Source organism: Streptomyces sp. NPDC048295 (genome assembly GCF_040652135.1).
Taxonomy (GTDB): domain Bacteria; phylum Actinomycetota; class Actinomycetes; order Streptomycetales; family Streptomycetaceae; genus Streptomyces.
Window position 1 is genome coordinate 36,972 of record NZ_JBEZLL010000017.1, and the last position, 25,839, is coordinate 62,810.

At 70.4% G+C, this 25,839-nt stretch carries 25 protein-coding genes; 9 read left to right on the forward strand and 16 right to left on the reverse strand.

Features of this window, described 5'->3' with window-relative positions; all coding sequences use genetic code 11:
• Nucleotides 1–207: 207 nt before the first annotated feature.
• From AB0D53_RS24260 to AB0D53_RS24275, 4 genes are all read left to right on the forward strand, one after another.
• Nucleotides 208–2,517, forward strand: coding sequence for an alpha/beta hydrolase (locus AB0D53_RS24260; RefSeq protein ID WP_362449935.1), 2,310 nt, complete (start codon nucleotides 208–210; stop codon nucleotides 2,515–2,517).
• Nucleotides 2,514–3,116, forward strand: a complete 603-nt coding sequence (locus AB0D53_RS24265) for a hypothetical protein (RefSeq protein WP_362449937.1) — start codon at nucleotides 2,514–2,516, stop codon at nucleotides 3,114–3,116. Before AB0D53_RS24260 ends, AB0D53_RS24265 begins: the two co-directional genes overlap by 4 nt.
• A 216-nt stretch (nucleotides 3,117–3,332) precedes the next feature.
• Nucleotides 3,333–4,295, forward strand: coding sequence for a bifunctional lytic transglycosylase/C40 family peptidase (locus AB0D53_RS24270; RefSeq protein WP_362450244.1), 963 nt, complete (start codon nucleotides 3,333–3,335; stop codon nucleotides 4,293–4,295).
• A 284-nt stretch (nucleotides 4,296–4,579) separates the two neighbouring features.
• Nucleotides 4,580–5,311, forward strand: a complete 732-nt coding sequence (locus tag AB0D53_RS24275; RefSeq protein WP_362449939.1) for a phosphatase PAP2 family protein — start codon at nucleotides 4,580–4,582, stop codon at nucleotides 5,309–5,311.
• 63 nt (nucleotides 5,312–5,374) lie between these two features.
• Here AB0D53_RS24275 and AB0D53_RS24280 read toward each other — a convergent pair whose 3' ends face one another.
• Nucleotides 5,375–7,003 (reverse strand): FAD-binding oxidoreductase, encoded by a 1,629-nt coding sequence (locus tag AB0D53_RS24280; protein ID WP_362449941.1) that lies wholly within the window; start codon nucleotides 7,001–7,003, stop codon nucleotides 5,375–5,377.
• 111 nt (nucleotides 7,004–7,114) lie between these two features.
• Nucleotides 7,115–7,348 carry a hypothetical protein gene (locus AB0D53_RS24285; RefSeq protein WP_362450261.1) on the reverse strand — a complete coding sequence of 78 codons (234 nt, stop codon included), beginning with the start codon at nucleotides 7,346–7,348 and terminating at the stop codon, nucleotides 7,115–7,117.
• A 132-nt stretch (nucleotides 7,349–7,480) separates the two neighbouring features.
• Between AB0D53_RS24285 and AB0D53_RS24290 the strand changes: the two genes are divergently transcribed.
• Both AB0D53_RS24290 and AB0D53_RS24295 read left to right on the forward strand, forming a co-directional pair.
• A complete protein-coding gene (locus AB0D53_RS24290) occupies nucleotides 7,481–8,389 on the forward strand; it encodes a hypothetical protein (protein WP_362449943.1) in 909 nt (302 codons plus the stop codon).
• 132 nt (nucleotides 8,390–8,521) lie between these two features.
• Nucleotides 8,522–8,716: a hypothetical protein gene (locus AB0D53_RS24295; protein ID WP_362449945.1), complete on the forward strand. Its 195-nt coding sequence runs from the start codon at nucleotides 8,522–8,524 to the stop codon at nucleotides 8,714–8,716.
• 31 nt (nucleotides 8,717–8,747) lie between these two features.
• On the opposite strand, the gene AB0D53_RS24300 is transcribed toward AB0D53_RS24295, so the two are convergent.
• Nucleotides 8,748–9,098, reverse strand: coding sequence for a metal-sensitive transcriptional regulator (locus AB0D53_RS24300; RefSeq protein WP_329814405.1), 351 nt, complete (start codon nucleotides 9,096–9,098; stop codon nucleotides 8,748–8,750).
• A gap of 200 nt (nucleotides 9,099–9,298) precedes the next feature.
• Between AB0D53_RS24300 and AB0D53_RS24305 the strand changes: the two genes are divergently transcribed.
• Together AB0D53_RS24305 and AB0D53_RS24310 are read left to right on the forward strand one after the other, a co-directional pair.
• Nucleotides 9,299–9,919, forward strand: coding sequence for a DUF47 family protein (locus AB0D53_RS24305; RefSeq protein WP_072488031.1), 621 nt, complete (start codon nucleotides 9,299–9,301; stop codon nucleotides 9,917–9,919).
• Between the two features lie 5 nt (nucleotides 9,920–9,924).
• Nucleotides 9,925–10,923 carry an inorganic phosphate transporter gene (locus AB0D53_RS24310; protein ID WP_362449948.1) on the forward strand — a complete coding sequence of 333 codons (999 nt, stop codon included), beginning with the start codon at nucleotides 9,925–9,927 and terminating at the stop codon, nucleotides 10,921–10,923.
• A gap of 158 nt (nucleotides 10,924–11,081) precedes the next feature.
• On the opposite strand, the gene pstB is transcribed toward AB0D53_RS24310, so the two are convergent.
• The 13 genes from pstB to AB0D53_RS24375 all read right to left on the reverse strand — a co-directional run bounded on the left by pstB (nucleotide 11,082) and on the right by AB0D53_RS24375 (nucleotide 23,629).
• Entirely contained in the window at nucleotides 11,082–11,858 is a 777-nt protein-coding gene (gene pstB / locus AB0D53_RS24315; RefSeq protein ID WP_072488029.1) for a phosphate ABC transporter ATP-binding protein PstB, read from the reverse strand.
• Nucleotides 11,859–11,886: 28 nt separating this feature from the next.
• Nucleotides 11,887–12,972, reverse strand: a complete 1,086-nt coding sequence (gene pstA / locus AB0D53_RS24320) for a phosphate ABC transporter permease PstA (RefSeq protein ID WP_362449950.1) — start codon at nucleotides 12,970–12,972, stop codon at nucleotides 11,887–11,889.
• Nucleotides 12,969–13,964, reverse strand: a complete 996-nt coding sequence (gene pstC, locus AB0D53_RS24325) for a phosphate ABC transporter permease subunit PstC (protein WP_362449952.1) — start codon at nucleotides 13,962–13,964, stop codon at nucleotides 12,969–12,971. Before pstC ends, pstA begins: the two co-directional genes overlap by 4 nt.
• Before the next feature lie 156 nt (nucleotides 13,965–14,120).
• Nucleotides 14,121–15,257, reverse strand: a complete 1,137-nt coding sequence (gene pstS / locus AB0D53_RS24330; RefSeq protein WP_362449954.1) for a phosphate ABC transporter substrate-binding protein PstS — start codon at nucleotides 15,255–15,257, stop codon at nucleotides 14,121–14,123.
• Nucleotides 15,258–15,482: 225 nt separating this feature from the next.
• Nucleotides 15,483–15,908, reverse strand: a complete 426-nt coding sequence (locus AB0D53_RS24335) for an NUDIX hydrolase (RefSeq protein ID WP_362450246.1) — start codon at nucleotides 15,906–15,908, stop codon at nucleotides 15,483–15,485.
• Between the two features lie 35 nt (nucleotides 15,909–15,943).
• Nucleotides 15,944–16,942, reverse strand: a complete 999-nt coding sequence (locus AB0D53_RS24340; RefSeq protein WP_362449956.1) for a CHAD domain-containing protein — start codon at nucleotides 16,940–16,942, stop codon at nucleotides 15,944–15,946.
• A complete protein-coding gene (locus AB0D53_RS24345; RefSeq protein WP_362449958.1) occupies nucleotides 16,929–19,184 on the reverse strand; it encodes an RNA degradosome polyphosphate kinase in 2,256 nt (751 codons plus the stop codon). The genes AB0D53_RS24340 and AB0D53_RS24345 overlap by 14 nt, the downstream gene beginning before the upstream one ends.
• Before the next feature lie 271 nt (nucleotides 19,185–19,455).
• Nucleotides 19,456–20,424: an ABC transporter permease gene (locus AB0D53_RS24350; RefSeq protein WP_362449960.1), complete on the reverse strand. Its 969-nt coding sequence runs from the start codon at nucleotides 20,422–20,424 to the stop codon at nucleotides 19,456–19,458.
• Nucleotides 20,421–21,326: an ABC transporter ATP-binding protein gene (locus AB0D53_RS24355; protein ID WP_362449962.1), complete on the reverse strand. Its 906-nt coding sequence runs from the start codon at nucleotides 21,324–21,326 to the stop codon at nucleotides 20,421–20,423. Before AB0D53_RS24355 ends, AB0D53_RS24350 begins: the two co-directional genes overlap by 4 nt.
• Nucleotides 21,323–21,733, reverse strand: a complete 411-nt coding sequence (locus AB0D53_RS24360; RefSeq protein WP_072488022.1) for a GntR family transcriptional regulator — start codon at nucleotides 21,731–21,733, stop codon at nucleotides 21,323–21,325. Before AB0D53_RS24360 ends, AB0D53_RS24355 begins: the two co-directional genes overlap by 4 nt.
• Before the next feature lie 173 nt (nucleotides 21,734–21,906).
• Nucleotides 21,907–22,830 (reverse strand): mycothiol synthase, encoded by a 924-nt coding sequence (mshD, locus tag AB0D53_RS24365; protein ID WP_362449965.1) that lies wholly within the window; start codon nucleotides 22,828–22,830, stop codon nucleotides 21,907–21,909.
• 81 nt (nucleotides 22,831–22,911) lie between these two features.
• The gene (locus tag AB0D53_RS24370; protein WP_362449967.1) at nucleotides 22,912–23,310 is read right to left on the reverse strand and encodes a DUF1016 N-terminal domain-containing protein; all 399 of its coding nucleotides are present in this window, start codon (nucleotides 23,308–23,310) and stop codon (nucleotides 22,912–22,914) included.
• A complete protein-coding gene (locus tag AB0D53_RS24375) occupies nucleotides 23,201–23,629 on the reverse strand; it encodes a DUF1016 N-terminal domain-containing protein (RefSeq protein WP_362449969.1) in 429 nt (142 codons plus the stop codon). Before AB0D53_RS24375 ends, AB0D53_RS24370 begins: the two co-directional genes overlap by 110 nt.
• A gap of 196 nt (nucleotides 23,630–23,825) precedes the next feature.
• On the opposite strand from AB0D53_RS24375, the gene AB0D53_RS24380 reads away from it, so the two are divergent.
• On the forward strand, nucleotides 23,826–25,670 hold the full coding sequence (locus tag AB0D53_RS24380) for a bifunctional metallophosphatase/5'-nucleotidase (protein ID WP_362449971.1): 1,845 nt from the start codon (nucleotides 23,826–23,828) through the stop codon (nucleotides 25,668–25,670).
• Nucleotides 25,671–25,839 lie beyond the last annotated feature (169 nt).

A 25,839-nucleotide genomic window follows, 5' to 3' on the forward strand; every position in this document is an offset into this window, starting at 1 on the left:
ATATTGAGTCCGGCATTGGGCCCTGGGGCCCATGCCGGGCCCCGCTTTGTTGTGGTCGCATACGAGTACCGGGGGGAACTGTCGCTGCACCCACTCACAAAGCTGGGGAGACTCGCCGTGTCGGGCATACGAGAACTAGCGGTACCGGGCGGTGCTGATTTGAGCGCCGTCGAGGTCCCTCCGGGCAGACAACCACTGTCGCGCCCCTTGCAGGCGGTACTGATTCTCGTCCGATTGCTCTTCGTCCTCACGGTCGTCGGTGCGTTCGACGTGCTGGTCGTGGCCTCGTCCGTCGACGCGGCGGACGGCCGGCTGCTGGGCATGGTGCTGTACGCGTCGCTCCCCGGGATCGCCGGGTTCGTGCTGTCGCTGTACCTGCGGACCGGTGGCGTCTGGATCTGGCGCGGGCTCCTGGCCGTGCACGCCTGGCTCACGCTCGGGGCGCTGGCGACGCTGAACGACGCGGACAACGGGCGGGGCGTGACGCAGCTGGTGCTGCCCGTCACCGTCATCGTCCTGCTGACCCGGGCCAGTTCGCGTTCCTGGTTCCGGCTCGCTCCCGAACAGCGCGTCGAGCACCACCCGTTCAGCGTCCTCAAGCGGATGATCAAGTGGCGCCGGGACAACGGTCAGACCGCGATGGAGTACCTGGGCATGATCCTCGTGGTCGTGGCCCTCATCGGCGGGCTCGTGGCCACCGGGATCGGCGGGCAGGTGTCCGGCCAACTCCGCAACGCCATCTGCCAGCTGACCGGAAGCGCCTGCCCGCCGCCCGGCGCCATCGCCGGCGGCAGCAACGGGAACGGCAACGGGAGCGGCGGTGCCGACTCCGGCGGCGCCGGGACCGAAGGCGCCACCGTGACCGGTGGTACGGGCACCGGCGGGGCGGATGCGACCGGCGGCAGTGGAACCGGCGGCAGTGGAACCGGTGGCAGTGGGTCCGGCGGCAGTGGGTCCGGCGGTACCGGAACCGGCGGCAGTGGGTCCGGCGGCAGTGGGTCCGGCGGATCCGAGGCCTCGGGCGGTGCCGGTGGTGCTGGTGGTTCGGATGGAACCGGTGGTTCTTCTGTAGGAGTCAACGCGGGTAGACAAGACCCGATCACGGCTTCCACCCCCCGCTCGAAAGGCAACTTCCTCACCGGCGTCGTCGGCGACGACGGCCTGCTGGGCGACGTCACCGGGGCCATCGACACGATCGCGCATCCCGTCGACACCGCGAAGAACGTCGTCGACCAGTACGCGCAGGCCGCGAACAAGGCCGGTGACAAGTGGGACAAGGGCAAGTACGTGGCCGCCGCCTGGGACATCACCAAGGGTTCCGGCGGAGGCGGCAGCGCGCTCACCGGGCTGCCCGGCTCCGGCACCCGTGTCGAGTCGGCGGTACGGGACGGGGAGCGGCAGTACCTCAACGACCGCATCCCGCGCGGTTCCAGCGCGGCCGGTCGCGAGGCCTGGTGGAAAGGGCTGACGCAGGAGCAGCGTGACCGGTACCTGGAGCTCTCGCCGGACCAGATCGGCAGCCTGGACGGGATTCCGGTGGCGGACCGGGACACGGCCAACCGCCGCAACCTGCCGGACCTGATCTCGAAGCTGGAGGGCCAGACCGACAAGAAGTCGAAGGAGCAGCTGGCCGGGCTGCGGGAGATCGACCGCCAGCTGAAGGAGGGCAGCCAGCCCCCGATGTACCTCATCGGTATCAGCGACGAGGGCAACGGCCGGGCGATCGTCTCCTACGGGAACCCCGACACCTCGAAGAACGTGTCGGCCTACGTGCCGGGACTGAACACCTCCCTCGACGAGGAGTTCGCGAAGAGCGGCCTCAAGCGGGCCCGTGACACGGCGATCGGAGCCCAGGGGTACGACCCGTCCAGCGCGGCGATCGTCTGGCTCGGGTACGACGCTCCGCAGACGCCGGACGGGCTGCACAGCCTGGCGGTCGCCGGCACCGCGCGGGCGGAGAAGGGCGGCGCGGCGTACAACGACTTCATGAGCGGTATCGTCGCGACCAACCAGAACAAGGACCCGCACATCACGGCCATCGGGCACTCCTACGGCTCGCGCACCGTCGGTGCCGCGACCCAGCGCCTCGGCGGGATTCCGGGGGTGGACGACATCATCCTGGTCGGCAGCCCCGGCGTGGGCGTGGACCGTGCCGTGGACCTCGGCGTCGGTGCCGAGCACGTCTTCGTCGGCGCCGCGGCCAATGACCCGGTGACCAAGCTCCCGTCCAAGACGCAGGTCGTCGTGGGCGCGATCGGGATGGCCCTGGGCGGACCGGCCGGCGCCTACATCGCCGGCGACCTGGCCGACCCGGGCGACGACGACCTCTGGTTCGGCAAGGACCCGGCGAGCAAGGCGTTCGGGGCCAGGCGGTTCCCGGTGGATCCCGGCAAGCCCATGAGCTTCGATTCGCACTCCAACTACTTCACCCCGTCACGGGACGCCGTGTCCGCCGACAGCATTGCTCTTATCGTGTCGGGGCACGCCGACCGGCTCAAGATGGAGGAATACCGATGAGCCGAAGGTTCCAGATCGTCGCGGTGGCCCTGGCCGTCGGCTTCACGTTGTCCGCCTGTGGCAGCGAGAAGGCCCACCCGGGCGCCGACGCGAACACCGCGACCACCGCGAGCGCGGGCTCCGAAGGCACCAAGGAGAACAACATGGACATGCAGGAGGCCGCCGAACGGGCCGACAGCATGCTCGACGCCGTGCTGAAGAAGATCGACCCCGAGGTGCAGTGGGCACACGGCCTGACGACCAAGGGCAGTTGCGACGTGACGCGCAGGCGCACCGTCATGACCATCGTGTCCGCGGACCGCAGGCAGGGGTTCCTGGACCAGGTCGAGGAGTTCTGGCGGACGAGCGACTACCGCATCAGGGCGAAGAACACGGACGCGGAGTTCCCGGCGGTCTACGCGGTGACGAAGGACGGCTTCGCCATCAGCGTGAGCGTGCGCGCCAAGGGGCAGGTCTTCTTCGAGGCGGACACCCCCTGCGTGAAGGAGTCGAAGGTCGCCGACTCCACGTCCGAGCCGAACGGACCGGCCTACAAGGGCGTCTACCCGCTGCCGAGCCCCAATGTCCGCTCCGGCCACTGGTCCGCCGGGGCGTCCTGACGGCCGCTCTTTGTCCGGGTGCGCCGGTTGATCCGGCCGGTGCACCCGGTGCGCCCGTCCCGTGGCTCCGTGCGCCGGAACGGCGGGCCGATGACCCCGTATGACCCGGAAGACTCGCACACACCGTCGAAAACGCCCATGAACACGTCCTCGATGGGGGATGGTTGAGGGGTGCGGAAATTCTGGGTGGTCGGTGGCATCGGTGTCGGCATGGCCATGTGCTTCGTGGCGTTGCTCGTCGTCGGTACGTACTCCGCCGCCGCCGGACTCGCGGGTTCCGGCGGCGGCGCCGTCGCGCTGGCCAAGGGGGCCGTGCCCGCGAAGTACCAGTCGCTGGTGCAGAAGTGGGGCAACCTCTGCCCCGCCATCAACCCGGCCCTGCTCGCCGCCCAGCTGTACCAGGAGAGCGGCTGGAACCCCCGGGCCGAGAGTCCCGCCGCCGCGCAGGGCATCGCCCAGTTCATCCCGGGCACCTGGGCCGGACACGGGATCGACGGGGACGGCGACGGCGACCGGGACGTATGGGATCCGGCCGACGCGATCCCGTCGGCCGCCTCGTACGACTGCGAACTGGCCGGGTATGTCAAGAAGGTGCCGGGGGATCAGACCGACAACATGCTGGCCGCGTACAACGCCGGCGCGTACCGGGTCATCCGGGCCGGCGGGATTCCCGACATCTCGGAGACACAGAACTACGTCACCATCATCCGCTCCCTGGAGAAGAGCTTCGCCAGGCCCGTCGGCCGCGTACAGCCCTCGGAGCAGGCGGCCGGGGCGATCTACTTCGCGCAGAAGAAGCTCGGTACGCCGTACCTCTGGGGCGGCAACGGCACGCCCGAGCAGAACGGGCGGTTCGACTGTTCGGGGCTGACCCAGGCCGCGTACCGGACCGTGGACATCGAGCTGCCCCGGGTGGCGAACGACCAGTACAACGCCGGGCCGCACCCCTCCCGCGACGAGCTGCTCCCGGGCGACCTGGTGTTCTTCTCGAACGACCTGGGCAACTCGCGGGCCATCCATCACGTGGGGATCTACGTCGGCGGCGGGTACATGATCAACGCTCCGTACACCGGGGCCGTGATCCGCTTCGACAAGATCGACGCGCCCGACTACTTCGGCGCGACGCGTGTGACCAAGGACGGGGCCGCGGCCCTTCCGACGGCCCGGCCGGCGGCATGACGGGGTGACGGCGGTGGCCGGAACTCTCCGTGAAGCCTGGGCCCTGAGCTGCGACGATGAGTCACTCTTCGATAACGTCATGGTGATCATTCGGTGGAGAGCGGAACGCCCGCACAGGAGACGTCGTTCCCTGGGGGGACCGTGACGACGGCGCATCGACCATGCGGCGCGGCACCGACTCGCGCAGTAGTGATCCACGCAGTGATCGAACCGACACGGGGGTTCGTCAAAGCGGTGCACACCGGTGTGCCCGCGGCAGCAGACAAGGCAAGGGGCCGCAGCAGATGGCTGGACTCGCACTGGATGGGTCGAACCCCGACGTCAGCCTGCTCTACGACATCAACGGACTCGCGAAGTCCGCTCCCACCTGGTTCGACCGGGTCATGGAGTTCGTCGGTGAGTACGGAATCATGCTCGGCATGGTCCTGGTGGTCCTGTGGTGCTGGTGGAGCGTGCGCAGGCGCGGTACGGCCGACGACTCGGTGGCGGCGGTCTCCGGGATCGTCTGGGCACCGCTCGCCGCCGGGATCGCGCTCCTGATCAACATTCCGATCCGTGGATTCGTGCACCGGCCCCGCCCGTTCAGGGACCACCAGGGGCTGGAGGTCCTGGTGTCCGGGAAGAACGACTTCTCCTTCGTGAGCGACCACGCCACGATGGCCATGGCGCTGGCCGTCGGGATCTTCGTGGCCAACCGGAAGTTCGGCATCGCCGCGATCGCGCTCGCCCTCCTGGAGGGCTTCTGCCGGATCTACATGGGTGTCCACTACCCGACCGATGTCATCGGCGGATTCGCGCTCGGCACGGCCGTCGCCCTGCTGCTCGCCCCGCTGGCGATGATGCTGCTGACCCCGCTGACGGCGGCCGTCTCGCGGTCGGACCGGCTCGGCCGGCTCGTACGCTCGCGCCGCCCGGTTCCGCAGGCGCCGGCCGGGAACCCGGCCGGGGCGTTCGGGATCCCCGAGCCGCGGCCGGGCACCGGCGGCGGGGACGGCGAGAAGGACCTGGCCGCTTAGGGCCGGCCTGCCGACGCGGCCGCGCGGGGCCCGGCCGGGTTGCCACGGGGACGCGACCGTGCGTCAGAGCGCCTGCGGGTAGTCGAAGAGGCGCTCGGGGTCGTACTGCTTCTTCAGGTCGGCGAGCCGGTCGGACGCCGAGCCGTAGTAGGCCCGGCGCCAGTCGGTCAGTGCCGGGTCCGTGTAGTTCTGGTACGCCGCTCCGGACGCGTGCCGCCGCATCGCCGCATGAGTGTTTTTCAGCCAGTCCTGCTGGGCGCTGCCGGCCGTACCGGGGTTCCAGGAACCGATGTACTGGGCGAGCACGCGCGAGCCCCGGTGGACGAACGCGGTCGACTGCGGGGAGACCCGGTTGATCGCCCCGCCGAGCGCGGTGAGCGCGATGGAGCCGCCACCGCCGCCCTGCGTCACCGGAATCCGGGTGAACGCCTCGGTCCGGTCGAGCAGGGCCTGCACACCCGCCGGGGACAGGGAACGGTCGTAGAAGTCGGAGGCGGCGGCGTAGGTCTCGCGCGGAAGCGTGCCCTGGGCGGTGCGGCCGGGCGTCGTCCCCGGCAGATGGCACTGCGCGTCGGTGATGCCCGAGCAGCCCGCGTACACGAGCATCGACTCCTGGTAGCTGCGGCGGCGCAGCGATACGGAGGAGGCGGGGGCGCCGATCCGGTCGGCGAGGAGGTCCACGGCGTTCTGCAGGTCCCCGTACGTACCGAGGCTGAAAGCGGCGACCGAGACGGTCGGGTTGCCGCCCCCGGGGCCGGCGGCGAGGTGTGCGGAGGACCAGATCTCGTCGGGCTGGGACGGGCCCCACTCCTGCCAGGCCGTGACGACGGACCGGGCGCGGGACCACGGCCACGACATGTACGCGGTGACGGTCTGCGGGGCCGGGCGGGTGCGGAAGGTCAGCTCGGTGACCACGCCGAAGTTGCCGTTGCCCGCGCCGCGCAGCGCCCAGAAGAGGTCCGGGTGGTGCTTGGCGTCCACGGTGAGGGTCTTGCCGTCGGCCGTGACGAGGGTCGCCGCGGTCAGGCTGTCGCAGGTCAGGCCGTATGCGCGGGAGGCGACGCCGTGGCCGCCGCCGAGGGTGAGACCGGAGATGCCGACGGTGGGGCAGGAGCCGCCGGGGATCGTCAGGCCGCTGCGGGCGAGGCCCTGGTAGACGTCGATGAGCTTGGCACCCGCGCCGATCGTGCCGTTCCGCTCGACGCGGGACAGCGACGAGACGTCGAGGACGAGGCGCCCGTCCCCGCTCGACCAGCCCGCGTACGAGTGGCCGCCGCTGCGGATGGAGACGGGGGTGCCCGTGCGGCGGGCGAAGGACAGGCACTCGCGGATGTCCGCCTCGTGCCGTACATAGGCGACGGCTGCGGGCTTCAGACCGTCGAAGCGGGTGTTGTAGAGCTGACGGGCGGTCGGATAGGAGGCGTCCTGGGGCCGTATGACAGCGCCGTCGAGGCTCCTGGCCAGGGCGGACCAGTCCGCCGGCCCGGCGGGGGAGGGCTTCGGCGGGGCCGATGAGGCCGGTGGGGCCGACGTGGCGGGAGAGCTTCCGGTGTTTCCCGTGCTGCCCTTGTCGTTCGCGCCGCCGGAGCTGCCGGAACCGCCGCTGCACGCGGTGGTGGTGACGCCGGTGAGTGCGGCCGCGGCGCCCGCGGTGAGCAGGGTGCGCCGGGCGGGCAGGGACGGCAGGTTCATCGGATCTCCGAGTCTTGGCGCTGACGTGCCGGACGGTGGGGGGTGGCGGAGGCCGGGTGCGGAGGGGCGGGGCGTGCGGGAGGCCGGGTGCGGGGGGTTCGGCCGGAGAGGTCAGGGGGCCGCGAGGTGCTCCGCGGCGTCCGTACGGGCCCGGTCCCTGGAGCGGCGGGCCGGGCCGGACCAGCCGCAGGCACAGCGTGCGGTGCAGAAGGAGCCGCGCTCCACGGTCGTGGCTTCGTGCCCGGAGTGGCCGGAGTGGCCGGAGCGCCCGGAGTGTCCCGAGTGCCAGGTGGGTGCGGCGGCGGGGGCGGTCGGCGGGAGCTCGTCGGTGTGTCGCTCATGCACCCGTCCACGGTACTGGGCAGGGCCACCCGGCGGTGTGGCCGACGGGGGCGGCGTGACGGGGGACACGGGGCGTCGTTATGCGGAACGGATGGGCCTCTCGGCAGGTGTTACGGCGTTGGGGGTTGGCAGGCGATGGTGGTGCGGCAGCACAGGTCCGGAAGCGGGGCGCGCGCTGTCTGCGCCCTCGCCGTGGTGGGCGTGATGGCGGCGACCGCCGGATGTTCGGGCAGCGGTGGCGGCGGTGACCGTGCCGTGGCCGACGACCGGGGTGGGGCCGACGCCCTCGACGCGGTCCGCCGTGCGGCCGCGGTCCTCGCGGGGACGGTGAGCGGGACCGGAACGGCCGCGGCCGGGATCGCCCCCGCCTCCGGGGCCCCCGCCGGAACCGCCGAGGTGCGTACCGCGATGGAGACCGCGGCGGGCGGGACGCGGGTGACCGTCAGGGGCCGGGGTTCGTACGACTTCCGCAGCGGCAGGGGCCGGCTCACGGTCGTGCTGCCCAAGGACGCCGCCGGTGAGGACGAGCACCGCCCCATCACCGAACTGCTGGTCCCCGGCGCGCTCTACATGATGAACCGCGGCGCCGGAGTGCCAGCGGGCAAATGGGTCAGGGTCGACACGACGGCCCTGGAGGACGGCAATCTCGTCACCGGCGGGGTGACCGATCCGATGGCCGCCGCCGAACTGCTGCGCGGGGCGCGGCAGGTGACGTACGTGGAGAAGACGGTGCTCGCCGGGGTCCCCGTGCGGCACTACCGGGGGACGGCGGACATCGGGCTGGCCGCGCGCGAGGCCGCGCCCGGGTCGCGCGGGGCGCTGGCCGCGGCAGCGAAAGGGTTCCGCACAAAGACGGTGCCGTTCGACGCGTACCTCGACGAGCAGGGGCGGCTGCGCAAGGTGCGCCACCGGTTCAGTTTCGCCAACGAGGGACCGGAGGTGGAAGTGGTGTCGACCACACTGCTGTACGGGTTCGGGGTGGAGGTCTCCGTACGCCTGCCGGACGACCGCGAGATCTATACGGGGCAGATCCGACAGCGATAGCCGAAGGGCGGGCGGGTGCGGGCCCGGGCATAGGCAGGCCGGCGGCGGCGAAATGGTCCGTCCGTGCCATGCGCGGCGTGTGCTCCGCTCCCTACGCTAGGAAGCCGGCGACGGCAGTGAGAGGTGAGTGACGTGGTGACGCTCGGCGCGCGGACGGTATCCGACCATGTGGCCCTCGCCGAGATCGAGCTCTGTGGTGAGCTGATGATCGCCGCGTCGGCCGCGATCGGGGAACGGCTCAGCGCGGACCGCATCGACGAGGTGCTCAACGTCCGGGCGATCACCGAGCGCACCACCGTCCCCCGGCAGGGAGAGCACCGGGGGTGAGCGTGGCCCCGCGGCCCGGGGTCCCCCGCCATCAGGTGCGGAGCAGCCGGGCGATCGCCTTCGTGGCTTCCTCGACCTTCGCGTCGATCTCCTCGCCGCCCTTGACCGCCGCGTCCGCGACGCAGTGCCGCAGGTGCTCCTCCAGCAGCTGGAGGGCGAACGACTGGAGCGCCTTCGTGGACGCCGAGACCTGGGTCAGTATGTCGATGCAGTAGACGTCCTCGTCGACCATGCGCTGGAGGCCGCGGATCTGGCCCTCGATCCGGCGCAGCCGCTTGAGGTGTTCTGCCTTCTGATGGTGATAACCGTGTATGCCCCGGTCGTGATCGGTGACGGTGGATTCCGTCTCCGCGGTGGTCCCGGCGGTCTCGGTGGTGGTCATTACTGCCTCCCGTTTTCCCTTTACCCTGGCGTTTATATACCCCTGGTGGGTATATCCTAACGAATTCAGCTGAAACGTGACCGGGGGTCCGTGCTGATCACTGTGCCCGATGCGCGACACTGAAGAACGCCGGTTAGCCGTGGCCGGATGATGCGCCTAGCATCAGCCTGACCGAATCCAAAGCACCCCGAGGACCCCACGTGCGCTTTCGTCTGACCCCCAGGGAGACGAGCTTCTACGACATGTTCTCCGCGTCCGCGGACAACATCGTCACGGGCTCGAAACTCCTGATGGAACTGCTCGGGGCGGACTCTGCCTCCCGAGTCGAGATCGCGGAGCGCATGCGGGCAGCGGAGCACGCGGGGGACGATGCCACCCACGCGATCTTCCACCAGCTGAACTCCTCTTTCATTACGCCGTTCGACCGTGAGGACATTTACAACCTCGCGTCGTCGCTCGACGACATCATGGACTTCATGGAGGAGGCCGTCGACCTGGTCGTGCTGTATCAGGTCGAGGAACTCCCCAATGGCATTGCCCAGCAGATCGAGGTGCTGGCCCGCGCGGCCGAGCTGACCGCCGAGGCGATGCCGGGTCTGCGGACGATGGACAACCTCACCGAGTACTGGATCGAGGTCAACCGTCTGGAGAACCAGGCCGACCAGATCCACCGCAAACTGCTCGCTCATCTCTTCAACGGCAAGTACGACGCCATCGAGGTGCTGAAGCTCAAGCAGATCGTGGACGTGCTGGAAGAGGCGGCCGACGCGTTCGAGCACGTCGCCAACACGGTGGAGACCATCGCGGTCAAGGAGTCCTGAACCACGTGGACACCTTTGCGCTGATCGTGACCATCGGTGTCGCGCTCGGCTTCACCTATACGAACGGCTTCCACGACTCGGCGAACGCCATCGCCACCTCCGTCTCCACCCGGGCACTCACCCCCCGCGCGGCGCTGGCGATGGCCGCGGTGATGAACCTCGCCGGTGCGTTCCTGGGCAGCGGGGTCGCCAAGACCGTCAGCGAGGGGCTGATCGCGACGCCCGAGGGCCACAAGGGGATGGGAATCCTCTTCGCCGCACTCGTCGGCGCGATCATCTGGAACCTCGTCACCTGGTACTTCGGGCTGCCGTCCTCGTCCTCGCACGCCCTGTTCGGCGGCATGGTCGGCGCGGCGCTGGCCGGCGGGACGCTGGTGCACTGGGACGGGGTGCTCGACAAGGTCGTCATCCCGATGTTCGTCTCGCCGGTCATCGGCCTGGTCGTCGGCTACCTGGTGATGGTCGCGATCATGTGGATGTTCCGGAAGGCCAACCCGCACAAGGCCAAGCGCGGCTTCCGGATCGCCCAGACGGTCTCGGCCGCGGGCATGGCGCTCGGCCACGGTCTGCAGGACGCGCAGAAGACCATGGGCATCGTGGTGATGGCGCTGGTCATCGCCGATGTCGAGAGCCCGAGCGACCCGATCCCGGTCTGGGTGAAGCTGGTCTGCGCGCTGATGCTCTCGCTGGGTACGTACGCGGGTGGCTGGCGCATCATGCGGACGCTCGGCCGGAAGATCATCGAGCTGGACCCGCCGCAGGGGTTCGCGGCGGAGACCACGGGCGCGTCGATCATGTTCGGCTCGGCGTTCCTGTTCCACGCGCCGATCTCCACGACGCACGTCATCACCTCCGCGATCATGGGTGTGGGCGCCACGAAGCGGGTGAACGCCGTGCGCTGGGGTGTCGCCAAGAACATCATCCTGGGCTGGTTCATCACCATGCCGGCCGCGGCGCTGGTCGCCGCCGCGAGCTACGGGGTCGTGGTCCTGCTCTTCGGCTGACGGCCGTCGGCCGTGGTCACGGCGGTACGGAAACGGGGCCGCCCCCACTCCCTTCGAGGGGAGTGGGGGCGGCCCCTTCGCCTTGCGGTGGCACCGCCATGCAGCACCTCAAGGCAGTCTGGGGACGAGGCCGGTCCGCCGGCCTCGTTGCCGGGCGACTATCCGAAGCGTCCCGAGATGTAGTCCTCGGTGGCCTGGACGGACGGGTTGGAGAAGATGCGTTCCGTCTCGTCGATCTCGATGAGCTTGCCGGGCTTGCCGACCGCCGCGAGGTTGAAGAACGCCGTGCGGTCCGAGACCCGGGCCGCCTGCTGCATGTTGTGCGTCACGATGACGATCGTGAAGCGCTCCTTCAGCTCGCCGATCAGGTCCTCGATGGCGAGGGTGGAGATCGGGTCCAGGGCGGAGCACGGCTCGTCCATCAGCAGCACCTCCGGCTCGACCGCGATCGCGCGGGCGATGCACAGACGCTGCTGCTGACCGCCGGAGAGACCGGAGCCGGGCTTGTTCAGCCGGTCCTTGACCTCGTTCCAGAGGTTGGCGCCGCGCAGCGACTTCTCGACGATGTCGGACAGCTCGCTCTTCTTGTACGAGCCGTTCAGCCTCAGGCCGGCGGCGACGTTGTCGAAGATCGACATGGTCGGGAACGGGTTCGGGCGCTGGAAGACCATGCCGACCGTGCGGCGCACGGTGACCGGGTCGACGTTCGCCCCGTACAGGTTCTCGTCGTCCAGCAGCACCTTGCCCTCGACGCGGCCACCGGGGGTGACCTCGTGCATGCGGTTCAGGGTGCGCAGGAAGGTGGACTTGCCGCAGCCGGACGGGCCGATGAAGGCGGTCACGGAGCGGGGCTCCACGGTCATCGAGATGTCCTCGATGGCAAGGTGGGAGCCGTAGTAGGCGGACAGGCCGCTGACGTCGATGCGCTTGGCCATCTGAATCACTGCTTCTTTCGTGCCGCGGTCAGCGGCCGGTCTTCGGGGCCTTCCAGCGGGCGATGCCGCGGGCCACCAGGTTGAGGATCATGACGAAGGCGATCAGGACCAGCGCGGCGGCCCAGGCACGGTCGTACGACTGGTCGGTGCCGACCTTGTACTGCTCCCAGATATAGAAGGGGAGCGAGGACTGTGCGCCCTGGAACGGGTTGGGGTTGATCAGCTGGCTGCCGAAGACCAGCAGCATGATCGGCGCGGTCTCACCGGCGATGCGGGCGATCGCGAGCATCACACCGGTGGTGATGCCGCCGATCGCGGTCGGGAGGACCACCTTCAGGATGGTGCGCCACTTCGGGACGCCGAGGGCGAGCGATGCCTCGCGGAGCTCGTTCGGGACGAGCTTGAGCATCTCCTCGGTGGAGCGGACGACGACCGGCATCATCAGGATCGTGAGCGCCAGCGCGCCCATCAGACCGGACGGCTGGGTCTTCGTCATCAGCATGATCGAGAGGATGAAGAGACCCGCGACGATGGACGGGATGCCCGTCATGACGTCGACGAAGAAGGTCACGGCCCTGGCCAGGGCGCCCTTGCCGTACTCCACCAGGTAGACGGCGGTCAGCATGCCGATCGGGGCGGCGATCAGGGTGGCGATGCCGACCTGCTCCAGCGTGCCGATCAGTGCGTGGTAGACACCGCCGGTCGGCTCGGAGCCGAGCACACCCGCCATGGAGTGGGTCAGGAAGTAGCCGTCCAGGCGCTCCGCGCCGCGGCTGATCGTCGTCCACAGCAGCGAGGCGAGCGGTACGACGGCCAGCAGGAAACAGACCCAGACGATGCTGGTGGCGAGCCGGTCCTTGGCCTGGCGCCGGTTCTCGACGACCGAGGTCGTGATGTACGAGATGACGACGAAGAGGAGGGCGGAGACCAGCCCCCACTGCGTGCGGCTCTGCCAGCCCGCCGCCATGCCGGTGCCCACGCCCAGCACGATCGCGACGGCCGCGAACGCGAAGGGGGCCCAGCGGGGCAGGGCCCGGCTGCTCAGACTCGTCGAACGCTCGGGCGCCGTCGGGACGGGGCGCTCCTGTATGCCGGTGTTGGCTGCCTGGCTCATGCGTTGGCCCCCGAATATTCCTTGCGGCGGGCGATGATCAGCCGGGCCGCGCCGTTGACCAGCAGGGTGAGGACGAAGAGCACGAGGCCCGAGGCGATCAGGGCGTCCCGCCCGAACTCGTTGGCCTCGTCGAACTTCGCGGCGATGTTCTGGGCGAAGGTGCCGCCGCCCGGGTTGAGCAGGTGCCCGGAGATGACGAAGCTCGGCGACAGGACCGTGGCGACGGCCATCGTCTCGCCGAGCGCGCGGCCCAGGCCCAGCATCGAGGCGGAGATCACGCCGGAGCGGCCGAAGGGGAGCACCGAGAGGCGGATGACCTCCCAGCGGGTGGCGCCCAGCGCGAGGGCGGCTTCCTCGTTCATCCTCGGGACCTGGAGGAAGACCTCGCGGCTGACGCTGGTCACGATCGGCAGGATCATGATCGCGAGCAGGATGCCGACGGTGAAGAGCGAGCGGGCGACGCCGACCTCGGTCTTCTCGAAGAGGTACGTCCAGCCGAAGAACTGGTCGAGCCAGAGGTTCGGGCCCTCCAGGTACGGGACGAGCACGAGGGCGCCCCAGATGCCGTACACGATGCTCGGCACTGCGGCGAGCAGATCGACGACGTACGCGAGGGGTGCGGCCAGCTTGCGCGGCGCGTAGTGCGAGATGAACAGGGCGATGCCGACGGCGACCGGGACGGCGATGGCCATCGCGATGACCGAGCTGACGATCGTGCCGAAGAGGAGGACCGCGATGCCGAAGACCGGCGGGTCACCGGCCGGGTTCCAGTCGAAGGTGGTGAAGAAGTTGCCTTCGTCCTTGGAGACGGCGAGCGAGGCGCGGTAGGTCAGGAACACGGCGATCGAGGCCATGAGTACGAGCAGCAGGATGCCCGAGCCCCTGGAGAGGCCCAGGAAGACCTTGTCGCCCGCGCGGCCGGACTTGATCCCGGCGCGCTTGAGCGCCACCGGCGGGGCCGGAGGCTTGTCTGTCGGTGTGGTGGAAGCCATGGTCTTTCCGGTCTGTGTGGGGGAGCGGTCCAGCTCCCCTGGCGGCGGTGCACCGGATGGGTGGTGGCGGACCGGTCCGGAGGGGTGCACCGGACCGGTCCGCCGGATGTTGCCTGTGTTGTTGAAGGTGTTGCTGGTGGCGCTTGCGCGTCCCGGTTACGAGAGGGAGGCGATGGTCTCGCGGACCTTGCTGTTGATCTCGGTCGGGATCGGCGCGTAGCCGGCGTCGGTGAGGAGCTTCTGGCCCTCGTCACCGGCGGTGTAGTTCAGGAAGGACTTGACCGTGGAGAGGGTCTCGGCCTTGTTGCCCTTGTCGCAGACGATCTCGTACGTCACCAGGACGATCGGGTAGGCACCCTCGGCCTTGGTCGTGTAGTCGAGGTCCAGCGCCAGGTCCTTGCCGGTGCCCTTGATCTTGGCGGCGGCGATGGCCTTGGAGGCGTTCTCCGGGGTGGCCTTGACCGGGGTGGCGCCACCGGTGTTGATGTCGACGGTGGAGATCGACTGCGAGGTGGCGTAGCTCAGCTCGAAGTAGCCGATCGAGCCGTCGACCTGCTTCACCTGGGCGGCGACACCGGAGGAGCCGGACGCGGCCTGGCCACCGGGGGCCGGCCACTTCTTCTCGGCCTCGTACTTCCAGTCGCTCGGGGCGGCCGCGCCGAGGTACTTGCCGAGGTTCTGCGTGGTGCCGGAGTCCTCGGAGCGGTGGAAGGCCTGGATGGCCTTGTCCGGGAGCTTCGCGCCGCTGTTGAGCTTGGCGATCGCCTGGTCGTTCCACTTCTTGATCTTGCCGTCGAAGATCTTGGCGAGCGTGGGGGCGTCCAGCGTGAGGCTGTCGACACCCTCCAGGTGGAAGCCGATGGCGATCGGGCCGCCGACCATCGGGAGGTTGATGCCCTGGCCGCCCTTGCAGATCTTCTTCGAGTCGGCGACCTCTTCGGGCTTCAGCGCCGAGTCGGAGCCGGCGAAGCCGACCGTGCCCTGGTTGAAGGCGACGATGCCCTCGCCGGAGGAGGACGACTTGTAGTTGATCTCGACGCCGGAGCAGCCGGCCATGTAGTTCTTGGCCCAGAGGTCCATGGCGTTCTTCTGCGCGCTGGAGCCGGAGGCGGGCAGCTGGCCCTTGGCGTCGTCGCACTTGATGTTCGACGCGGCGCTCGTCTTGCCGCCGTTGCCGCCGGTCGAGCCGCCGCTGTTGTCGTCCGAACCGCACGCCGTGAGGACCAGGGCGCCGGAGACGGCGAGGGCACCGAGCGCGGTGGCACGAAGCCGGTTCTTGCGCTGAAGCTTCACTTTTCGGGTGTTCCTTCCAGGAGCCGCCGAGGTCTTTTTCGTTCTACGACGGCGTGCGATGTGTTGGGTGCTCCGGCGGTTGCGCCGCGCACCGTGCACTGCCGAAGTTAGGCAGAACAGGTGAAGCGGCCTACGGGGGAGAGTGAACGGAAGGTGAACCGTGTCGTACGGTGCGGTTCCGGCCCTGGATTGGGCGCCGGTTCCGGCCCCGGACCGGGCGCCGGGTCAGGCCCCGGGCCGGGCGCCGCCCGGCAGGACCGCGAGCAGGGCGTCCAGCAGGTCCCGGTCTCGGGGCTGGGTGAGGCGGGTCCGGGCCGCCGCCGGGGAGAGCCAGCTCACCCGGTCGACCTCGGAACCGGGCACGAAGGCGCCGCCGGTCGCCTCGGCCGCCCAGTAGGCGACCTCCTTGGGCCGGCCGTTCGCGAGATAGCGGACCGTGGGGAGCGGGGCGCCGGGGGCGCAGTGGTGACCGGTCTCCTCCAGCACCTCGCGCCGGGCGGCGTCCAGCGCGGGCTCGCCGCGCTTCAGCTTCCCCTTGGGGTGCGACCAGTCGTCGTAACGGGGCCGGTGGACCAGACAGATCTCCAGCTCGCCGGAGCGCTCCGAGCGGCGCCACAGCACGCACCCCGCGGCGAGCACCGGCCCGTTCATGGCGCGCTTTCCGCCGTCGGCGCCCACCGCCCCGCTCATGGCGCGGTCACCGCCGCGGCGGTGTACGGCCAGCTCGCCCGGAACACACCGCGGGCCGCCTCCACCGCATGGCGCTGATCGGCGTGGAGCACCCCCAGGGCGTACGCGGTCGCGGGCGCGATGCGGGGGGTGCGGGCCGCCGAGGACGCCGCCGCGGCCGCCTCCGAGGCATCCCGGTGCAGGTCGAGCGCGCGGCCCGGCGCGGCCAGGACCGGATCGGGGGCACCCCGCACCACCTCGTGGGCGTACCGGTGCAGCCGGAGCAGCAGCCGGGTGCGGTGCCAGGGCGCGTCCTGCGCCTCGTTGTACGGCTCGACCGCCTGGTCGGAGGGGAGCGCCGCCACCGAGGTGAGCAGCTGCTGTTCGGCCCGGTCGGCGGGCCCGTGCAGCATCTCCTCGGCCGGGGCCGCGGCCGCCGGGGCGAGCGGGACCTCCGAGGCGAGCAGTGCGACGCCGTCGGCCACCGCGTGGAAGCGGGAGGAGCCGAGCGCCTGGAGCGCGGCGGAGTGGGCGCGGGTCCGGGCGAGGGTCAGCTGCCGTTCGAGGAGGGCGCCGGCGCGGGCCGCGCCGACGCCGAGGGCGGCGCGTTCCTTGTCGGCGGCGCTGTCGGCGCCGGCCCCGTTGCGGGCGGCGGGCAGCGAGGTGCCGGACAGGGCGTGCAGTGCTTCGAGGAGCCGGCTCAGCCGGGTCGCGTAGGCGTGTTCTCTGGCCAGGGTGCCCGAGAGCCAGGCCAGTTCGGTACGGAGCTGCTCGGCCCAGGTGGCGTCCAGCGCCCCGCGGAAGGTGTGCAGCGTGCCGCTGATCCGGCGCGAGGAGCGGCGCAGCGCGTCGGCGGCCTCCTCGGCCCCGTGGGTCCCGGCGTCCGTGGGGGCGCTGTTCTCGCGGTGCAGGCGCAGGCTGCGGAGGAATTCGGCGGCCTGTTCCTGAAGGTAGGGCGCGAGCACCGCGCCTGCCGTAAGGTCCGCCTGCGTCGTCTGGTGGTCATGGCGTCGCACGCCGGCGCCTCCGGGCGTCAATGAGCATTTCCTGTACGTGCCGCAGCGGCTGGCCGTCCGCGTCCGTGGAGTGCCGGGTCCAGTTCCCGTCGGGACCCAGGTGCCAGGAGGAGGTGGTGTCGGCCATGCCGGTCTCCAGGAGACGGCTGAGCGCGGCGCGATGGGCGGGATCGGTGACCCGGACCAGTGCTTCGATCCGGCGGTCGAGGTTGCGGTGCATCATGTCGGCGCTGCCGAACCACACTTCGGGTTCGCCGCCGTTGCCGAAGGCGAAGACCCGGGAGTGTTCGAGGAAGCGGCCCAGTATCGAGCGGACCCGGATGTTCTCGGAGAGGCCGGCGACCCCCGGGCGGATCGCGCAGATGCCGCGTACCCAGATGTCCACCGGCACACCCGCTATCGCGGCCCGGTAGCAGGCGTCGATGACCGCCTCGTCGACCATCGAGTTGACCTTGATGCGGACGTAGGCGGTCCGCCCGGCCCGCTGGTGCGTGATCTCCTTGTTGATCCGGGCGATCAGCCCGTCCCGCAGGGATTTCGGGGCGACCAGGAGACGGCGGTAGGTCTCGCGGCGGGAGTAGCCGGAGAGCCGGTTGAAGAGGTCGGAGAGGTCCGCGCCGACCTGCGGGTCCGCGGTCAGCAGGCCGAGGTCCTCGTACAGCCGGGCCGTCTTCGGGTGGTAGTTGCCGGTCCCGACGTGGGAGTAGCGGCGCAGGGTGTCGCCCTCCTGCCGGACCACGAGCGACAGCTTGCAGTGCGTCTTCAGCCCGACGAGTCCGTAGACGACGTGGCAGCCCGACTCCTCCAGCTTCCGCGCCCACTTGATGTTGGCCTGCTCGTCGAAGCGGGCCTTGATCTCCACGAGCACCAGGACCTGCTTGCCGGACTCGGCGGCGTCGATGAGGGCGTCCACTATCGGCGAGTCGCCCGAGGTCCGGTACAGGGTCTGCTTGATGGCGAGGACGTCGGGGTCACCGGCGGCCTGCTCCAGGAAGGCCTGTACGGAGGTGGAGAACGAGTCGTACGGGTGGTGCAGGAGCACGTCGCGTTCGCGCAGCGCGGCGAAGACGTCGGGCGCGGAGGCGGATTCGACCTCGGCGAGATCGCGGTGGGTGCCGGCGATGAACCTGGGGAACTTCAGCTCGGGCCGGTCCAGCGAGGCTATGCCGAAGAGCCCGGTCAGATCGAGCGGTCCGGGCAGCGGGTAGACCTCGGCGTCGGACACCTTCAGCTCGCGCACCAGCAGGTCCAGCACGTACGGGTCGATGGACTCCTCGACCTCCAGGCGGACCGGCGGGCCGAAGCGGCGCCGCATCAGTTCCTTCTCCAGGGCCTTGAGGAGGTTCTCGGCGTCGTCCTCCTCGACCTCCAGGTCCTCGTTCCTGGTGACCCGGAACATGTGGTGGGCGAGGACCTCCATGCCCGGGAAGAGCTCTTCGAGGTGGGCGGCGATGACGTCCTCTATGGGCACGTACCGCTGCGGCGACGCCTCCAGGAAGCGGGTCAGCAGCGGCGGCACCTTGACCCGGGCGAAGTGGCGGTGGCCGCTGACCGGGTTGCGCACGACGACGGCGAGGTTGAGCGAGAGCCCCGAGATGTACGGGAAGGGGTGCGCCGGGTCGACGGCGAGGGGGGTCAGCACGGGGAAGACGCGCTGCCGGAAGAAGGTGAACAGCCGGGCCTGTTCCTTCTCGGTCAGCTCGGGCCAGCGGATCAGCTGGATGCCCTCGTCGGAGAGGGCGGGAGCCACGTCCTGCTGGTAGCAGGCGGCGTGCCGGGCCATGAGTTCGCGCGAGCGGGTCCAGATCAGGTCCAGGACCTCGCGGGGCTGGAGCCCGGAGGCGGAACGGGTCGCGACGCCGGTGGCGATACGGCGCTTGAGACCGGCCACCCGGACCATGAAGAACTCGTCCAGGTTCGAGGCGAAGATGGCGAGGAAATTAGCCCGTTCGAGTAGGGGGGTCGCCGGGTCCTCGGCCAGTTCCAGCACTCGTTCGTTGAACGCGAGCCAACTGCGCTCACGGTCCAGGAAGCGCCCCTGGGGCAGCTCGTCGCCGTCGACATCGGGCTCGTACGCGTCGACATCGGCGTCGATATCGGGGTCCAGGTCGGCCGCGGTCGACAGCGCGGCGCCGTTGGACGCCGCATTGGCTACGGCGTGCGGCCGGTGCGCGGCGAGTGAGCCGACCGACGGCTGCACGGTGGAGTGGACCGGTACCTCGGAGCTGGGCTGCTGGCTCATGGACCTATTGTTCCGCGCAGAAGGCTCCGGAGGCGCGCCGGAAGGCGCGGAGATCGCGGGGAACGCACGGTTGACGTCGTTCGTGCGGTCTCCGCCGGGATTTCTCCCGTTGCGGGGGGTCGGCACAGCTGGCTGCATTCCGAGAGCGTCGCAAGCGCTTCTGAATGGCTGGTAACGGCGACATGACGTGCAGGAAGCGGTGTGCGGTGCGCGGATAGGTCATACAAACCGATTCCGGGCCCCGGGGAGGGGGCCGGAACCGGTTCGGACGTCAGCCGTGGCGACGGCGCAGCACCCGGAAGGCGAGGGCGACGGCGAGGGCGGCCAGGACGAGCAGGATGCCGGTCTCGACGAGCTGGAGGGGCCAGAAGTGCGAGACGGGGTGGTAGTCGGTGAACTCGGTGACGCCGCCCCGGTCGCGCATGCAGCTGACGGGCTCGACCGGGATGCCGGGACCGTCGCAGGCCCTCCAGTACACGGCCTTCCCGGAGGCGGTGAGCATCCCCGAGTCGATCCACCAGGCACCGTCCCCGGGGCTGGTCTTCCCGAGGTACCGGGCCGTCGGCCAGAGATCCTCGCGCACCCGGTTCAGGACCATCACCAGCGGGACGTACGCGAGCACGGTCACGACCATCGCCGCGACGGTGCGCCGCAGCAGCAGTCCCGCGAGAGCCCCGAGGGCCAGCACGCACAGGGCGTAGCCGACCGGGACGGTGCCGATCGAGCCGTACACCTCGCGTGCGTACCGGTCCGGGGCCTCGTGGACCGGGTTCTCCCGGGCCTGGGCCCAGGTGCAGACCGCCGACAGCACGGACACCGAGACCAGCGTCACCGCGGCGGGTACGGCGAGCTTGGCGGCGAGCCAGCGGGCGGGTGTCACGGCCTGTGTCCAGGCCAGCCGGTACGTGCCGCTCTCCAGCTCGCGGGCGATCACCGGGCCCGCCACGAAGATCCCGACGAACGCCGGGAGGACCGTCATCAGCAGGCCCGACCAGCTGAGGACGTCCTGCATCCACGGTTGGCGGTCCAGGTAGGTGCTGACCGTGTCGGCGCAGGCGGGCGTGGTGTCCGCGACCGAGCAGCCGGTGGCGGTGAAGGCGTCCACGACGTGCTCGGTCCACAGCCAGGCGCCGACGAGAGCGGCGACGGCCAGGACGGGAAGCGCCACCATGACCCACAGGGCCCACCGGTGCTGGGCGAGGACGACCCGTTCCGGGCCGCGCAGGGCGATCGCGCTCATACCGCCGCCACCTCCTCGCCGGCCTCGACGGCCGCCGCGCTCGGCGTCAGCAGCGCGGGTGCCTCCGGCGACCGCAGGTGCGCCAGCAGCAGTTCCTCCAGCGAAGGCTCGGCGGCCTCCCACACAGCGGTGTCCACGGGCCCCTGCCTCCGTACGAGTGCGGTCCGAAGGCGTCCCGTGGTGCGGGACTCGACGACGGTGTGCGGTGCGGTGTCCCGTACCGGACCGGTGAGCAGGGTGTGCGCGGCGAGGAGGTCCTCCGTCTCGCCGCCGAGGCGGACCCGGCCGCCGTCGACCAGCAGGAGGTAGTCGCAGGTGCCCTCCAGCTCGGTGAGGATGTGCGAGGACATCACGATGGTGGTGGCGCGCTCGGCGGCCTCCGCCATCAGGGCGCCCATCAGCTGGTGGCGGGCGAGCGGGTCGAGGTCGGCCATCGGCTCGTCCAGCAGGAGCAGTTCGGGCCGCTTGCCCAGCGCGAGGGCCAGGGCGAGCCGGGTGCGCTGGCCGCCGGAGAGGTCACGGACCCGGGCGTCGCGCGGGAGCTCCCCGGCGATGCGCTCGGCGGTGTCCTGGTCCCAGGTGGCGGGGTTCAGCTCGGCACCCGCCCAGAGCGTCGCGGCCACCGTCAACTGCGGGTACAGCGGCTTGTCCTGGGCCACGAAGGCCATCCGGGTACGCGCGTCCCCGGGGGCCGTGCCCAGCACCCGCACCGTCCCCTGCGACGGCCGCAGGAAGCCGGCCGCGAGGGCGAGCAGGGTGGACTTGCCCGCTCCGTTTGGCCCGACGAGGGCGCACACCCGCCCGGCGGGCAACCGGAAGGAGCAGTCGCGCAGCGCCCAGCCCCCGCCTCTGCCCCGGTACTTCATGCCGAGGCCGGTGGCCTCGATCGCAGCGCCTGTCATCCGGCCTGATCCCCCTCGAAAGTCCTGTCCAGTACGGCGGTGAAGAGCGCGCTCACGTCGTCCTTCTCCAGCCCGGCCGCGCGGGCCCGGCGGGTCCAGTCGGCGAGTTCGGCGCGCAGCGGTGCGTCGTCGGCGGCCGCCGCGCCGCCGAGGGTCCGGGTGACGAAGGTGCCGAGCCCGCGCCGGGCCTCGACGAGCCCTTCGCGCTCCAGCTCCCGGTAGGCCTTGAGCACGGTGTTCGGGTTGATGGCGGTGGCTTCGACGACCTCGCGCGCGGTGGGCAGCCGGTCGCCGGGCCCCAGCAGGCCGAGGCGGAGAGCCTGCTTGGTCTGCTGGACGATCTGGAGGTACGTGGCGACGCCGCTGCGCCGGTCGATGCGGTACTCGACCGCTGCGGACTCTGCCATGTTCACCCCTTTCGCTAATTGAGTAGTGAAAGGGGTGGTGTAAAGAAGGGGCGACGTCAAGCGACGCCGCCCCCGGGGGAGTTGAGCCTGCCCGGACTTCGTCCCTCAGGACCTCGTGCCGGGTCTCCGTGCTCGGGAGTCCGCGCTCAGGATCTCGCGCCAGGACTCCGCGCTCAGGACTCCGTGCGGTACATCAGGTCCACCTCGTGCGTCGCGAAGCCCATCCGCTCGTAGACGGCCAGCGCCGCCTTGTTGTCCGCGTCCACGTAGAGCATCGCGGTCGGCAGCGCCTCGGCGGCCAGATGGCGCAGCCCGACCGCGGTGAGCGCCTTGCCGAGCCCGCCGCCCTGCGCGTCGGGCCGGATGCCGACGACGTACACCTCGCCGAGCTGCTCCTCGGCGTGCACCTTCGTCCAGTGGAAGCCGATCAGCTCGCCGTCGCGCTCGGCCAGGAAGAACCCCTTCGGGTCGAACCACGGCTCCGCCTTGCGGTCGTCCAGGTCGCGCTGGGTCAGCGAACCCTGCTCCGGGTGGTGCGCGAAGGCGGCACTGTTCACCGCGAGCCAGGCGGCGTCGTCCTCGCCGGGCACGAAGGTGCGGACGGTGACGCCCGGCGGCAGCACCGGCTCGCCGATGTCCAGCGGGGTCAACGGGCGGCGCAGCTGGCGCAGTTCGCGGAAGAGGGAGAGGCCGAGGACCTGCGCGAGATGCCGCGCCGCGGACTTCCCGCCGTGCGCCCACACCCGCAGCCGCTTCCCGGTGGCGGCGAGCAGCGCCGCGCCCAGTGCCCGTCCGTGGCCCTGCCCGCGGTACGCCGGATGCACGACCAGCTCGGCGGCCGGGGCCTCGACGGGGTCGGTGTCCTCCAGCTGCGCGTACCCGACCAGGACCGCCCCGCTGGTCAGCAGCAGATGCCGCACCCCCTCGCGCCGCCCGCCCCGCAGCTGCAGCCGCCCCTGCTCGGACACGGCCTGCCGGCCGTCGGACCGGGCCGCCTCGGCGAGCAGATCGGATACGGCTTCCGCCTGCTCGGGGGAGAGCACGTCGAGCGTCCGGATCTCACGTCCGGGTGCGGGGAGGGGCGCGTCAGTCGTCATGCCTACGAGCCTACGGGGGCGGGGTGGCTGCCGGGGCGGTACGCGGGCGCTTCGGGATTCAGGCCGTGGTCTCCGGCGTGTTCAGTACGCCGTCGGCGATACGGGAGAGATCTTCGGCGCTGGGCAGCAGCTCGCGCACGCGGTCGGGCAGACCGGCGTAGGTGCCGGCGGCTGGTTGTGGCCGCGCAACGCGTACTCCACCATCGACCGGTCGCGGCTCTCGGCGATGAGAATGCCGATGGTGGGCCCGTCGGACTCCTTGTTGTTGATCGCGGCGGCGTGGGAGAGGTGCAGGGCGTGGTGGATCGCCGAGGTCGGATCGTCCCGGGACCAGCCGTTGCGGACTGCGTGCTGGGCGTAGAAGTCCAGTTCAGGGCGGGTTTTGCAGCCGGACATGAGGGTGACGACGTGCCCCCATGGCAATTGCGCAACAGCCTGTTGCGCAAATCGTTCGGGCCAGGTTCGAGCCATCTGCTGCATGTACTGAAGGCTCCGCGTGCTGAACCCCCCGCTGGGCCGGGAACTCCGCCTTCAACTCGGCGGCGATGCGTCCCACGACCTTGGCGCCCCACTTCTCCTCCCGCTGTCGCGCCAGGATCGTCCGCCCGATCTCCCAGTACATCTGGAGCATCTCGGTGTTGACCTTCGGCTGGCCCCGCACATGCGCCCCGCGCGCGATCGACTTCAGGCCGTCGGTCATCTCGTTGAAGCCCGGCGGCAGTTCGGACGACCGCTGGCCAGGTACGACGGCCTTGGTGTTCGATTCGTTGTCCATGGCGTACGGGTTTGCGTCGTACATGCGTGCCGGGACGTTTCTGCCCGCATATGTGAGCCATATGAGTGACGTGTGACCGTTTGTGGTCATACCCACCGCATGGCAACCAGTTCGTAACCCGGGACACCTGTCGCGCTACGCGCGTTGACCCTAGGCTGCGCACGAAGTCTCCAGACTCGTCATCACTTTCGAACCTCCCGCTGAACTCACAAGGGGACCGATGTCAGCGACACCGCAGAAGAACCGCGCGTCCCGGCGGGTGCTCGCCGCCGCGGCCGGGCTCGCCACCGTCGGCGCGCTCGTCGCCGCGATGCCGGCCGGCGCCCAGGACCGCCATGGCCATGGAAACGGTCACGGGCACCACAAGCCGGACCGTACGGTCGACGTACAGCTGCTGTCCTTCAACGACCTGCACGGAAACCTGGAGCCGCCGGCCGGCTCGGCGGGCACGGTCAACGAGACGCAGGCCGACGGCACGACCAAGGCGATTCCGGCCGGTGGCGTCGAGTACCTCGCCTCCTCGCTGCGCACCGCGCGCAAGGGGCACCCGTACTCGATCACCGCGGCCGGCGGTGACATGGTGGGCGCGAGCCCGCTGCTGTCCGGTCTCTTCCACGACGAGCCGACCATCGAGGCGCTCAACAAGATCGACCTCGATGTGACGAGCGTCGGCAACCACGAGTTCGACGAGGGCGCCACCGAGCTGGCCCGCCTCCAGAACGGCGGCTGCCACCCGGTCGAGGGCTGCTACGAGCAGGGCAAGAAGTTCAAGGGTGCCGACTTCCCCTACCTCGCCGCCAACGTGACGAACGAGAAGACCGGCAAGCCGATCCTCAAGCCGTACACGGTCTGGAAGAAGAACGGCGTCAAGATCGGCTTCATCGGGGTGACCCTGGAGGGCACGCCGAACATCGTCACGGCCAACGGTGTCAAGGGCCTGAAGTTCCACGACGAGATCGAGACGATCAACAAGTACGCCAAGGAGCTGGACCGCCAGGGCGTCAAGTCCATCGTCGCGCTGATCCACGAGGGCGGGGCCCCGGCCTCCACCTCGTACAACTACGACTGCGACTCCTCCGGCGCCGGTGACGGCATCTCCGGGCCGATCACCGACATCGCCAAGGGCATCACGCCCAAGGTCGACGCCCTGGTCACGGGCCACACCCACCAGGCGTACGTGTGCACGATCCCGGACCCGGCGGGCAACCCGCGCATGGTCACCTCGGCGTCCTCCTTCGGCAAGCTCTACACCGACACGACGCTGACCTACGACCGCCGCACCAAGGACATCGTCCGTACGTCGGTGAAGTCGGCCGGTGCCAAGAACCCGAAGTCGGCGAACCACATCGTCACCCGGGACCAGCCCAAGGCCAACGACATGACGGCCCTGATCGCCCGCTGGAACACCCTCGCGGCGCCCATCTCGAACCGGCCGCAGGGCTACATCACCGCCGACATCAACGGCCGCGGCTCCACGGCCCCCGAGAAGCCGCTCGGTGACCTGATCGCCGATGCCCAGCTGGAGGGCCTGGCCCCGGCGGACAAGGGCGGGGCGGTCGTCGCCTTCATGAACCCGGGCGGTATCCGCGCGGACCTGGTCCACAAGGCGTCCGGCGCCGAGGGCGACGGGGTGGTGACGTACGGGGAGTCCTTCACCGTGCAGCCCTTCACCAACATGATGAACGTCGTCGACCTGACCGGCGCCCAGCTGGTCCAGGCGCTCCAGCAGCAGGTCAGCGGCTCCAACGAGGCCAGCCCGAAGATCCTCCAGATCTCCGAGGGCCTCACCTACACCCTGGACATGACGAAGACGGGCGCGGCCCGCGTGGTCACCGACACCATCAAGCTCAACGGTGAGGCGATCGACCCGGCGAAGTCCTACCGCGTCGCGATGAACGAGTTCCTGGCAGGCGGCGGCGACGGCTTCGCGGCGCTCGGCCAGGGCACGAACAAGCTGGTCGGCCCGTCCGACCTGGACGTGTTCAACGCCTACCTGGCGGCCCACTCCACGGCCCAGGCACCGCTGGCCCCGCCGGCGGCGGACCGGATCACGGTCATCCAGTAGTAACTCCGTACATGCAGTGACTCCCGTACGCGGGTGAGCGGGGCGGTGGGCCGGCGGGCCCACCGCCCCTTCCGCGTTCCCGCGGCCTGTTCAGGGCGCGGACCCGGCTCGGGCGAGCGTGAACCAGATCCATCGGCGCGCTCCATCGCGGCGAACCCTGCGGCCTCTC

What these genes read in the sequence shown, in the direction of transcription:
- AB0D53_RS24265 (WP_362449937.1), top strand. Translation starts at nt 2,514, where the DNA reads ATGAGCCGAAGGTTCCAGATCGTCGCGGTGGCCCTGGCCGTCGGCTTC.
- AB0D53_RS24270 (WP_362450244.1), top strand. Translation starts at nt 3,333, where the DNA reads ATGTGCTTCGTGGCGTTGCTCGTCGTCGGTACGTACTCCGCCGCCGCC.
- AB0D53_RS24275 (WP_362449939.1), top strand. Translation starts at nt 4,580, where the DNA reads ATGGCTGGACTCGCACTGGATGGGTCGAACCCCGACGTCAGCCTGCTC.
- AB0D53_RS24280 (WP_362449941.1), bottom strand. Translation starts at nt 7,003, where the DNA reads ATGAACCTGCCGTCCCTGCCCGCCCGGCGCACCCTGCTCACCGCGGGC.
- AB0D53_RS24290 (WP_362449943.1), top strand. Translation starts at nt 7,481, where the DNA reads ATGGTGGTGCGGCAGCACAGGTCCGGAAGCGGGGCGCGCGCTGTCTGC.
- AB0D53_RS24300 (WP_329814405.1), bottom strand. Translation starts at nt 9,098, where the DNA reads ATGACCACCACCGAGACCGCCGGGACCACCGCGGAGACGGAATCCACC.
- pstB (WP_072488029.1), bottom strand. Translation starts at nt 11,858, where the DNA reads ATGGCCAAGCGCATCGACGTCAGCGGCCTGTCCGCCTACTACGGCTCC.
- pstA (WP_362449950.1), bottom strand. Translation starts at nt 12,972, where the DNA reads ATGAGCCAGGCAGCCAACACCGGCATACAGGAGCGCCCCGTCCCGACG.
- pstC (WP_362449952.1), bottom strand. Translation starts at nt 13,964, where the DNA reads ATGGCTTCCACCACACCGACAGACAAGCCTCCGGCCCCGCCGGTGGCG.
- AB0D53_RS24335 (WP_362450246.1), bottom strand. Translation starts at nt 15,908, where the DNA reads ATGAACGGGCCGGTGCTCGCCGCGGGGTGCGTGCTGTGGCGCCGCTCG.
- AB0D53_RS24345 (WP_362449958.1), bottom strand. Translation starts at nt 19,184, where the DNA reads ATGAGCCAGCAGCCCAGCTCCGAGGTACCGGTCCACTCCACCGTGCAG.
- AB0D53_RS24350 (WP_362449960.1), bottom strand. Translation starts at nt 20,424, where the DNA reads ATGAGCGCGATCGCCCTGCGCGGCCCGGAACGGGTCGTCCTCGCCCAG.
- AB0D53_RS24355 (WP_362449962.1), bottom strand. Translation starts at nt 21,326, where the DNA reads ATGACAGGCGCTGCGATCGAGGCCACCGGCCTCGGCATGAAGTACCGG.
- AB0D53_RS24360 (WP_072488022.1), bottom strand. Translation starts at nt 21,733, where the DNA reads ATGGCAGAGTCCGCAGCGGTCGAGTACCGCATCGACCGGCGCAGCGGC.
- mshD (WP_362449965.1), bottom strand. Translation starts at nt 22,830, where the DNA reads ATGACGACTGACGCGCCCCTCCCCGCACCCGGACGTGAGATCCGGACG.
- AB0D53_RS24370 (WP_362449967.1), bottom strand. Translation starts at nt 23,310, where the DNA reads ATGCAGCAGATGGCTCGAACCTGGCCCGAACGATTTGCGCAACAGGCT.
- AB0D53_RS24375 (WP_362449969.1), bottom strand. Translation starts at nt 23,629, where the DNA reads ATGTACGACGCAAACCCGTACGCCATGGACAACGAATCGAACACCAAG.
- AB0D53_RS24380 (WP_362449971.1), top strand. Translation starts at nt 23,826, where the DNA reads ATGTCAGCGACACCGCAGAAGAACCGCGCGTCCCGGCGGGTGCTCGCC.